General features: G+C 69.7%; 9 protein-coding genes and 1 tRNA gene. 8 read left to right on the top strand and 2 right to left on the bottom strand.

Features of this window, described 5'->3' with window-relative positions:
• The first annotated feature begins 92 nt into the window (after positions 1-92).
• Positions 93-251 carry a helix-turn-helix transcriptional regulator gene (locus ACIQFZ_RS38340; RefSeq protein ID WP_402693407.1) on the top strand — a complete coding sequence of 53 codons (159 nt, stop codon included), beginning with the start codon at positions 93-95 and terminating at the stop codon, positions 249-251.
• A complete protein-coding gene (locus ACIQFZ_RS38335; protein ID WP_402693406.1) occupies positions 248-1,621 on the top strand; it encodes a tyrosine-type recombinase/integrase in 1,374 nt (457 codons plus the stop codon). Before ACIQFZ_RS38340 ends, ACIQFZ_RS38335 begins: the two co-directional genes overlap by 4 nt.
• Positions 1,622-1,684: 63 nt before the next feature.
• Here ACIQFZ_RS38335 and ACIQFZ_RS38330 read toward each other — a convergent pair whose 3' ends face one another.
• Both ACIQFZ_RS38330 and ACIQFZ_RS38325 read right to left on the bottom strand, forming a co-directional pair.
• Positions 1,685-2,365 (bottom strand): hypothetical protein, encoded by a 681-nt coding sequence (locus ACIQFZ_RS38330; protein ID WP_402693405.1) that lies wholly within the window; start codon positions 2,363-2,365, stop codon positions 1,685-1,687.
• A gap of 221 nt (positions 2,366-2,586) precedes the next feature.
• Positions 2,587-2,658 (bottom strand) — tRNA-Arg (locus ACIQFZ_RS38325).
• Positions 2,659-2,719: 61 nt separating this feature from the next.
• Between ACIQFZ_RS38325 and ACIQFZ_RS38320 the strand changes: the two genes are divergently transcribed.
• From ACIQFZ_RS38320 to thrB, 6 genes are all read left to right on the top strand, one after another.
• On the top strand, positions 2,720-3,241 hold the full coding sequence (locus ACIQFZ_RS38320) for a response regulator (protein ID WP_365419193.1): 522 nt from the start codon (positions 2,720-2,722) through the stop codon (positions 3,239-3,241).
• A gap of 193 nt (positions 3,242-3,434) precedes the next feature.
• Complete coding sequence (gene nrtL / locus ACIQFZ_RS38315; protein WP_376652122.1) at positions 3,435-4,484, top strand: ArgS-related anticodon-binding protein NrtL; 1,050 nt, start codon at positions 3,435-3,437, stop codon at positions 4,482-4,484.
• 26 nt (positions 4,485-4,510) lie between these two features.
• Entirely contained in the window at positions 4,511-5,902 is a 1,392-nt protein-coding gene (lysA, locus tag ACIQFZ_RS38310) for a diaminopimelate decarboxylase (RefSeq protein WP_402693404.1), read from the top strand.
• Between the two features lie 209 nt (positions 5,903-6,111).
• On the top strand, positions 6,112-7,404 hold the full coding sequence (locus ACIQFZ_RS38305; RefSeq protein WP_402693403.1) for a homoserine dehydrogenase: 1,293 nt from the start codon (positions 6,112-6,114) through the stop codon (positions 7,402-7,404).
• Between the two features lie 6 nt (positions 7,405-7,410).
• Positions 7,411-8,469, top strand: a complete 1,059-nt coding sequence (gene thrC, locus ACIQFZ_RS38300; protein WP_361417338.1) for a threonine synthase — start codon at positions 7,411-7,413, stop codon at positions 8,467-8,469.
• A gap of 765 nt (positions 8,470-9,234) precedes the next feature.
• Positions 9,235-10,164 (top strand): homoserine kinase, encoded by a 930-nt coding sequence (gene thrB / locus ACIQFZ_RS38295; protein WP_365419203.1) that lies wholly within the window; start codon positions 9,235-9,237, stop codon positions 10,162-10,164.
• Positions 10,165-10,349: the final 185 nt, after the last annotated feature.

Here is a 10,349-nt window from a genome sequence, read left to right as displayed (position 1 = left end):
CCCAATGATCACGAAGCCCGTGCCTGCTCTGCTATGCACCCCAACCGGTCACGGCCCGACCCAGCCGCACGACTCCGGAACTTGACCAAGCCCTGGTCTTGGACGAGCTGGGCGGTGTCTCACGACGGACGTTCTACCGCTGGCGTGAGTTGGGACAGGGGCCAGATGCATTCAAGCTTCCCAACGGTGAGCTTCGGGTCTGGCGCAGCGATTTCACCTCGTGGCTCCGGCAGTTGGAGGCGGCTGCATGAAGTCTCTCGACGTCAAGGTCTGGGGCGTACGCAAGAGGGACACCAAAACGCCCTCGTACGGCGTCCGCTGGTCCGTCGCGAGCAACGTCTTCTCGGACTCGTTCCGCACCAAGGCGCTCGCTGATCACTACCGAGCGAAGCTCATGTATGCCATGCGGGACGGCGAAGAGTTCGACACGGAAACTGGTCTTCCGGCCTCGATGGAACAGAAGAAGTCGCCCTTGTCTTGGTACGACTTCGCCCTCAAGTACCTCGCGATGAAGTGGCCCCATGCTGCGCCCAACACGCGAGACGGCATCAACGAATCTCTTACCAGCGTGACCATGGAACTGCTCGTGGAGCGCGCAGGACGGCCGTCGGATGAGGAGATCCGCAAGGCACTCCGTAACTGGGCCTTCGTGCTGCCAGGGCCGAACGATCGGGAGGTCCCGGATAACGTCCAGAACGTTCTGCACTGGGTGGCAAAGGCTTCCCGACCGCTCGCGGATCTCGCTGAACCGGCAACGGCCCGTTCGGTGCTCGACGGGTTGAAGCTGAAGCTCGACGGCACCGCGGCAGCCGCTGAGACCGTGCGGCGGAAGCGGCGGACCCTCGTCAACGCTGCGAACTATGCGGTCGACCTGGGGGAGCTGCGTGAGAACCCGATCACGGCGGTTCGCTGGCAGAAGCCCAAGGTCTCGAACCAAGTCGATCCGCGCGTTGTCGCCAACCCGGAGCAGGCCCGCAATCTCTTGGCAGCAGTGTCCTACGTGGGCGGCTACCGGCGTGCTCGCGGCCGGCGTCTCGTCGGACTGTTCGCGGCGATGTACTTCGGTGGCCTCCGTCCTGCAGAGGCCGTCGGCCTGGTGGAGACTGATCTCGTGCTCCCCGAGCAGGGCTGGGGCTCGGCGCTGCTCCACCGGACTCGTCCCTCGGTCGGCAAGCAGTGGACCGACTCGGGGGAGACCCACGACGACCGCGGACTCAAGAATCGGCCGACCGAGGACGTTCGGTGCGTGCCCATTCCGCCCCAGCTCGTCGCCGTGCTGCGCGAGCACCTGGCTACGTTCGGCACGGCGGAAGACGGGCGGCTCTTCTTCAGTGAGAAGGGCTCGGTTGTTCCGTCCTCGACCTACTACCGAGTGTGGCAGGAGGCCCGGCTCCTGGCGCTCCCGCCGGCCGTCGCGGCATCGCCGCTCGCGAGTAGGCCGTACGACCTTCGGCACTCGGCGCTGTCGACGTGGCTCAACGCCGGAGTCGATCCCACCGAGGTTGCCGAACGAGCCGGTAACAGCGTTGAGGTCCTGCTGACCCGCTACGCGAAGTGCCTCGACGGACGGCAGGACGTCGCCAACCGACGTATCGAGGACCTGCTGCGCGAGTACGAGTAGACACCCCTGCCCGCCTCCGAGGCCCCTGGCATTGCGTCCGGGGCCTCGTCGTTGCTCTATGAATCAGCTCATCGGATAGCCGATCTCCGCGATGTCCTCCGCGAGGTCGGCCAGAGTGATCTCCGAGTTCAGTGCGCTGACCACTTCTTCGGTCAGGGGACGGCGAGAAAACGCGTGGCGAACGGCCTCCAAGTCGACCGGGACCTCGTAGTTGTCCTCGGCCCACCGCTGAAACGCTTCCGGCGAGCGGTCCACCAGCAGTTGGAAGAGGTACCCGGATCCGTCCGGGTCTTCCGTTGCTTCCCCGGGGAAGTCGATCGTCCCTGTTCTCCAGCTGTCGTCTCCCGCCTCTCGCCAGATACACGCAGTGACGCGAGGCATTCCGTCATACGAGAACGCCGGGTCCTCAACGCACGGTCGGAAGACGTCAGGAACCTCGTCGAGTACTCCGGGCCACAGCCTGTCCTCTGCGTAGGGGCTCATAGGTGATTCGTGATCGAATCCACGGACGCAGGCGCCGGCGGCTGAGAAAACGATCGCGTAGTCGTCGCCTGATCCGCTCCGCATCGAGGCCATCGACTCCTTCTCGGACCAGCGGTCGTTGAAGGAGTGATCTCTGCCCGACCACTCGGGGCTCAGGACCGCCTCCAGGATGGCAAGGGAACGGCAGTGCTCACGGAGGACGGCTATCTCGGGCAGCTGCCGAGCAACATCATGAACGGTCACCCGCTCATCCAAGCGCACACCTCTGACACGTCAGGCCTGCCTGTCGGGTGGCTTCGTCGTCAGAGACGGGAACCGTGGGGAGCGTGGCTCACCTGCGCCGATGCTTCAAGATCCCGTCCACGCCTCGTCCACAGCCCCCGGCATACGGTCGCTTCGGGCGGCATACGCCTGCACAAACGCGAAGACCCCGGCCTCAGCGTTTCCGCTGGTGACGGGGTCTTTGGGCACCTCATACAGGGTGCCCCCGGCAGGATTCGAACCTGCGCACACGGCTCCGGAGGCCGTTGCTCTATCCCCTGAGCTACGGGGGCGGGTCGGGCGCGTTGTCTGCGCGGCGACGGGTAGAACACTACCAGTTCCGGGAGGGTGGTCATGAACGTTTTCCGGTGGGGCCCTGGGGTGGGTCCTCCGGACGGGGTGGAAGTGGGGAAAAGCCGGACGCGGTGGCCGGTCCGGACCTACTCTCGAGTGGTGCCAGCCGCTTCGGGGCGGGTGCTTGTTGTGGACGACAACAAGGTCATCCGGCAGCTGATCAGGGTCAATCTTGAGCTTGAGGGGCTCGAGGTCGTGACCGCGGCCGATGGTGCCGAGTGTCTGGATGTCGTGCATCGGGTGCAGCCCGATGTCGTCACGCTCGATGTCGTCATGCCGCGACTGGACGGGCTGCGGACCGCGGCCCGGCTGCGGGCCGATCCGCTCACCCGTGATCTTCCGCTGGCCATCGTCAGCGCCTGTTCGCAGTACGAGGTCGAGGCCGGGCTCGACGTCGGTGTCGACGCCTTCCTCGCCAAGCCCTTCGAGCCGGCGGAGCTCGTGCGGCTCGTGCGGCGGTTGATCGACGGTGGGGCCCGTGGGGCCGGGGAGGCCGAGCCCGCCGGGCGCAGCAGCGGCTGATCGGTTCGTGGGTATCAGCAAGTGGGCGGGGGCATTCGCCATTGCCCCAACTGGTCGACGTCTTCGCGCAGGCCAGCGGGCCGGGACTCAGGCGCTCCGCGGCCCCGTGGATTTCTCCGGTTTCCGTCCACATGGCGATACCGCGCCCAAATGAGTTCGCATACCCACCCCCCTCCTCCCCTACGCTTGTCCCGTGACCCCCGTGGAGCTCTCCCGTACCGTGCTGAGCGCGGTACGTCGCGCTGTCGGCGCGGGGGAGCTGAGCGTCGGCGTGCCCGAACGGGTCGTGGTCACGCCGCCTCGGCCCGGCGGTTGTGGTGACTACGCCACCAACATCGCCCTCCAGCTCGCCCGGCCCGCCGGGCAGCCCGCCCCGCTCGTCGCCCAGGTGCTCCGGGGCCATCTGCTCGGCCTCGACGGCATCGACGACGTCACCGTCACCGGGCCCGGGTTCCTCAACATCAGCCTTCGCGATGCCGACGCCGGGGCCGCCCTCGTCCGGCTGGTGGAGGACATTCGGCGGTCCGGCGAGCGGTATGGGTACGCCCCGCAGCCGACCGGGACCGTCGTCGAGCTGCGCTGTCCCCGCGAGGTCCGCGCCGTCGTCGTCGCGGATGCCGTGGCGCGGCTTCTCCGGTCCCAGGGGAGTGAGGGAAGGGTCAGCTGCGCGAGTGCTCTCCCCGCCGACTGGCAGCGGATCCTTGGCGTCCACGTCGATGCTGCCGGCGACGCGCTCCCCGGTGTCGACATCCGGCCCGTCCCCGCCCCCGCCGACCCCCTCCCTCTCGCCCGCGACGCTGCCCGCTGGGCCCTGTTGCTCCCCGCCGGTCACGACCGGCCCCGTATCGGCGGCGAGCATCTCGTCCAGCGTGAGAGCAACCCGCTCTTCCGCGTCCGGTACGCCCACGCCCGCACCCGGGCCCTCGGCCGCAACGCGGCCGACCTGGGTTTCGGCGCCGAGGCGGGGCCCGTCGACGCGGCCCCGTCCGAGCTGGTCGCTCTGCTCGCCGACCATCCCCGCGTGCTCGCCCGCGCCGCGGACCACCGCGCTCCCGACGTTCTCGCCCGGCACCTCGTCAGCGTTGCCGATGCCGTGCTGCCCTTCCTCGCGACCGTGCTGCCGCGCGGGGAGGAGAAACCCTCGGCCGCCCACCGCGCCCGGCTCGCCCTTGCCGAAGCCGCCGGGACGGTGCTGGCCGGTGGCCTGTCCCTGCTCGGCATCGACGCACCCGAACACCTCTGAGAGAGTCCACAGAGAGCCGCACTGACATGAGCCGTTCCGCACATCCCGCCGGGCCCCGTCACGCCGATGTCCTGCCCGAGGGGCACTACTCCGCTCCGCCCGCCGACCTCAACGCCCTCGACCCCAAGGTCTGGGCGCAGACCGTCCACCGGCGCGAGGACGGTGTCGTGACCGTCGGCGGTATCGCCGTCACCGACCTCGCCGAACAGGTCGGCACCCCCGCCTACGTCCTCGACGAGGCCGACTTCCGGGCCCGGGCGCGGGCCTGGCGCAACGCCTTCGGGCACGACGCCGACGTCTTCTACGCCGGGAAGGCCTTCCTGTCCCGCGCCGTCGTGAGGTGGCTCGACGAGGAGGGGCTGAACCTCGACGTCTGCTCCGGCACCGAACTCGCCACCGCGCTCTCCGCCGGAATGCCGGCCGAGCGGATCGCCTTTCACGGCAACAACAAGTCCCCGTACGAGATCCAGCGGGCCGTCGAGGCCGGGGTCGGGCGGATCGTGCTCGACTCCTTCCAGGAGATCGTGCGGGTCGCCCATATCGCGCAGTCGCTCGGGAAGCGGCAGCGGGTGCAGATCCGGATCACGGTCGGCGTGGAGGCGCACACGCACGAGTTCATCGCCACCGCGCACGAGGACCAGAAGTTCGGCATCCCGCTGGCCGGGGGACAGGCCGCTGAGGCCGTACGGCGGGCCCTCCAGCTCGACCGGCTCGAACTCATCGGCATCCACTCCCACATCGGGTCGCAGATCTTCGACATGTCCGGGTTCGAGGTGGCCGCGCACCGCGTGGTGCGGCTGCTCAAGGACATCCGGGACGAGCACGGGGTCGAGCTGCCGGAGATCGACCTCGGCGGCGGGCTCGGGATCGCGTACACCAGCAACGACGACCCGCGTGAACCGCACGAGATCGCCAAGGCGCTGACCGAGATCGTCACCCGTGAGTGCGAGGCCGCCCGGCTCCGCACGCCCCGTATCTCCGTCGAGCCGGGGCGCGCCATCGTCGGGCCCACCGCCTTCACGCTCTACGAGGTCGGCACCATCAAGCCGCTGGAGGGGCTGCGGACATACGTGTCCGTGGACGGCGGCATGTCCGACAACATCCGCACCGCGCTGTACGACGCCGAGTACAGCGTCGCGCTCGTCTCCCGGGTCTCCGAGGCCGAGCCGATGCTCGTCCGGGTCGTGGGCAAGCACTGCGAGAGCGGGGACATCGTGGTCAAGGACGCCTTTCTGCCGGCCGACCTGGCACCCGGTGACCTCATCGCCGTGCCGGCCACGGGTGCGTACTGCCGGTCCATGGCCAGCAACTACAACCACGCGCTGCGTCCGCCGGTCGTCGCCGTCGCGGGCGGGGAGGCCCGGGTGATCGTCCGCCGGGAGACGGAGGAGGACCTCCTGCGGCTCGACGTCGGATGATCCCAATGACTCCGCTAATGCCAACGGCAGTAATGCCAACCACGTCAATGACGCCGACGATGACCGCGGCGCGGGGCGGCCGGAAGATCTCCTGTTTTCCAGGCCGACGAAAATGAAATAAACGTCTCACGATCCGGACAAATAGCAGAAACTCCTTTCCGGTGAGTGAGACTGGTCCAACCGTAGACGGTATGAGGAAACGAGGTCGGATGATGCGTACGCGTCCGCTGAAGGTGGCGCTGCTGGGCTGTGGGGTTGTCGGCTCAGAGGTGGCGCGCATCATGACGACGCACGCCGACGACCTCGCAGCCAGGATCGGGGCCCCGGTGGAGCTCGCCGGGGTCGCCGTGCGGCGTCCCGACAAGGTGCGCGAGGGCATCCCCGCCGACCTCGTCACCACCGACGCCACCGCGCTCGTCAAACGGGGCGACATCGACGTCGTGGTCGAGGTCATCGGGGGGATCGAGCCCGCCCGGACGCTCATCACCGCCGCCTTCGAGCACGGCGCCTCCGTCGTCTCCGCGAACAAGGCCCTGCTCGCCCAGGACGGGGCAGCCCTGCACGCCGCCGCGGAGGCGAACGACAGGGACCTCTACTACGAGGCCGCCGTCGCCGGTGCCATCCCGTTGATCCGGCCGCTGCGCGAGTCCCTCGCCGGGGACAAGGTCAACCGGGTGCTCGGCATCGTCAACGGCACCACCAACTTCATCCTCGACAAGATGGACTCCACGGGGGCCGGCTACCAGGAGGCCCTCGACGAGGCCACCGCGCTCGGGTACGCGGAGGCCGACCCGACCGCCGACGTCGAGGGGTTCGACGCCGCCGCCAAGGCCGCCATCCTCGCCGGGATCGCGTTCCACACACGCGTACGGCTCGACGACGTCTACCGCGAGGGCATGACCGAGATCACCGCCGCGGACTTCGTCTCCGCCAAGGAGATGGGCTGCACCATCAAGCTGCTGGCCATCTGCGAACGGGCCGAGGACGGCGGGTCCGTCACCGCCCGCGTGCATCCCGCGATGATTCCGCTCACCCACCCGCTGGCCTCCGTGCGCGGCGCCTACAACGCCGTGTTCGTCGAGTCCGACGCGGCCGGTCAGCTCATGTTCTACGGGCCCGGCGCCGGCGGCTCGCCCACCGCCTCCGCCGTGCTCGGCGACCTCGTCGCCGTGTGCCGCAACCGGCTCAGCGGGGCCACCGGGCCCGGCGAGTCGGCGTACGCGGCGCTGCCCGTGTCGTCCATGGGCGAGGTCGCCACGCGCTACCACATCAGCCTGGACGTCGCCGACAAACCGGGTGTGCTCGCCCAGGTCGCCACCGTGTTCGCCGAGCACGGGGTTTCCATCGACACTGTTCGCCAGCAGGGCAAGGACGGCGAGGCCTCCCTCGTCGTCGTCACCCACCGTGCTTCCGACGCCGCCCTCGGCGGGACCGTGGAGGCGCTGCGCAAGCTCGACACCGTGCGGGGTGTCGCCAGCATCATGCGGGTTGAAGGAGAGTAACCAGCAATGACCCACCAGTGGCGCGGAATCATCGAGGAGTACCGGGACAGGCTGCCGGTGTCCGACAGCACGCCGGTCGTGACGCTCCGTGAGGGCGGTACGCCCCTCGTGCCCGCGCAGGTGCTCTCCGAGCGCACCGGCTGCGAGGTCCACCTCAAGGTGGAGGGCGCGAACCCGACCGGGTCCTTCAAGGACCGCGGTATGACGATGGCGATCAGCAAGGCCAAGGAGGAGGGCGCGAAGGCCGTCATCTGCGCCTCCACCGGCAACACGTCCGCCTCCGCGGCCGCCTACGCCGTACGGGCCGGGATGGTCTCCGCGGTGCTGGTGCCGCAGGGCAAGATCGCGCTCGGCAAGATGGGCCAGGCGCTCGTGCACGGCGCGAAGATCCTCCAGGTCGACGGCAACTTCGACGACTGCCTCACGCTCGCCCGCGCGCTCAGCGACAACTACCCCGTGGCGCTGGTCAATTCGGTCAACCCGGTGCGTATCGAGGGCCAGAAGACGGCCTCCTTCGAGATCGTCGACATGCTCGGCGACGCGCCCGACATCCACGTCCTGCCGGTCGGCAACGCGGGCAACATCACCGCCTACTGGAAGGGCTACCGCGAATACGCCGCGGACGGCGTCGCCACCAGGACGCCCCGCATGTGGGGCTTCCAGGCCTCAGGCAGCGCGCCGATCGTGCGCGGCGAGGTCGTCAAGGACCCGTCGACCATCGCCACCGCGATCCGTATCGGCAACCCCGCCTCCTGGACGTACGCCCTGGCCGCGCGCGACGAGTCCGGTGGTGCCATCGACGAGGTGACGGACCGTGAAATCCTGCGCGCCTACCGGCTGTTGGCCGCGCAGGAAGGCGTCTTCGTCGAGCCGGCGTCCGCTGCGTCCGTGGCCGGACTGCTGAAGGCGGCCGAGCAGGGCAAGGTCGACCCCGGCCAGCGCATCGTGTGCACGGTCACCGGCAACGGCCTCAAGGACCCCGACTGGGCCGTCGCCGGCGCCCCCCAGCCGGTCACGGTCCCGGTCGACGCGGCCACGGCGGCCGAACGCCTGGGCCTGGCCTGACCGCACCACCCGCACCGTCGACGACGAGCGCGACGACGAGCGCGACGACGAGCGCGACGACGAGCGCGACGACGAGTGCGACGACGAGCGCGACGACGACCGACCGCGTCCGGCTCCGCACAGCTCGGCCCCGCACGGGTCGGCCTCGCACGGACCGGCGCAGGTCGACCCGGTGACGGTGGGGCCAGTGACGGTCGAGCCGGTGATGGTCGAGCCGTCACCGGTCGGTCGTCGCCGGTTCAGCCGTCCGCCGCACGTCGTGCCCTGCCCGACCGAGGTGGCTCCGGGTGCCGGACACGTACGGCTCCGGCTGGTCGCGCACGGGGGTTTCGGGGCGGGGCGGCCGCCGTCGTCCTGTCCCCGAGCGCGGCCCGGTCGGCGGCACCCGCCCGTCGACGCCCCCGACGCCGCCGTCCGCCGACGGCGCCCGCCGGTCCCGGCGCGCAGGCCGCTCGCCCGCCGCGTTTCGCCCGGTCAGCGCAACGCGCGCACACCGCGCAAGGTACGCAACCGCGTGGCGTGCGTAGGCGTCTCTCCCAGGAGACTTCGGAGGAGGGTGGCACGGGGGGCTTGCGACACGCATCGTGCGCCTCCCGTGCGCCCTATGTCGCCACTGAACTTTCCTTCGATAGGCTGTAGGGAATCCGACCGCCGCACACGCCCACGCAGGTGGCGGTGCCGCGCCGTCCCCGCGGCCTGAGGGTCTTCCCCGTTCCTATCGAGTGTCATTCGACCATCACGCAGCTCAAGGAGAGTCAACGAGCGATGGCCGGTCCCGCGTTCCGCGCCGCCGCCGTCCGGGTGCGCGTCCCCGCCACCAGCGCCAACCTCGGCCCAGGCTTCGACGCCTTCGGCCTGTCGCTGGGGCTCTACGACGACGTCGTGGTCCGGGTGGCCGACTCCGGGCTGCACATCGACATCGCCGGCGAGGGCGGCGAGACGCTGCCGCGGGACGAGAAGCACCTGCTCGTCCGCTCGCTGCGCACCGCTTTCGACGTCCTCGGCGGACAGCCGCGCGGCCTGGAGATCGTCTGCGCCAACCGCATTCCGCACGGCCGCGGCCTCGGCTCCTCCTCCGCCGCCATCTGCGCCGGAATAGTCGCCGCCCGCGCCGTGACCATAGGCGCCGAGGCCAGGCTCGACGACACCGCGCTGCTCGAGCTGGCCACCGAGATCGAGGGCCACCCGGACAATGTGGCGGCCTGTCTGCTGGGCGGGTTCACCCTGTCCTGGATGGAGGCCGGAGCGGCCCGGGCCATCAGGATGGAGCCCTCCGATTCCATCGTTCCGGTGGTTTTCGTGCCGGGAAAGCCGGTACTCACCGAAACCGCGCGCGGCCTGCTGCCGCGCACCGTGCCGCATGTGGACGCCGCCGTCAACGCGGGCCGTGCCGCCCTGCTCGTCGAGGCCCTCACCCGGCGCCCCGAGCTGCTGTTGCCGGCCACCGAGGACCGCCTCCACCAGGAGTACCGCGCCCCCGCCATGCCGGAGAGCACGGCGCTGGTGGAGCGGCTGCGGGCGGACGGCATCCCCGCGGTCATCTCCGGCGCCGGACCCACCGTCATGGCGCTCGCGGACGCGGACACCGCGGACAAGGTGGAGCAACTGGCGGGCGCCGACTGGGCCGCCAACAGGCTGAGTCTCGATTTGCAAGGAGCCTGCGTACTGCCACTCGCGGCAGGCGGGGAGAGCTGAAATCCGGCGGTTGCCGGATTTCGAGAGGGGGAATGTTTGTTGGATCCGGTAGTGTTAACCTCAAGTCTGCACCCGACCCCACCATGGCGAGGTGCTTTGTGTCCCCGTCCGGGACAGACATTCCTCCGGGAGCCCCCCAAGCCGCACTGTGTGGTGTACGTCGTACCTGGGCAGTACCTCGTATG

It is taken from the genome of Streptomyces sp. NPDC093064 (assembly GCF_044754605.1).
Classification (GTDB): domain Bacteria; phylum Actinomycetota; class Actinomycetes; order Streptomycetales; family Streptomycetaceae; genus Streptomyces.
Note: the sequence above shows the minus strand (reverse complement) of the source record. Positions and strands in the feature narration are given on the sequence as shown.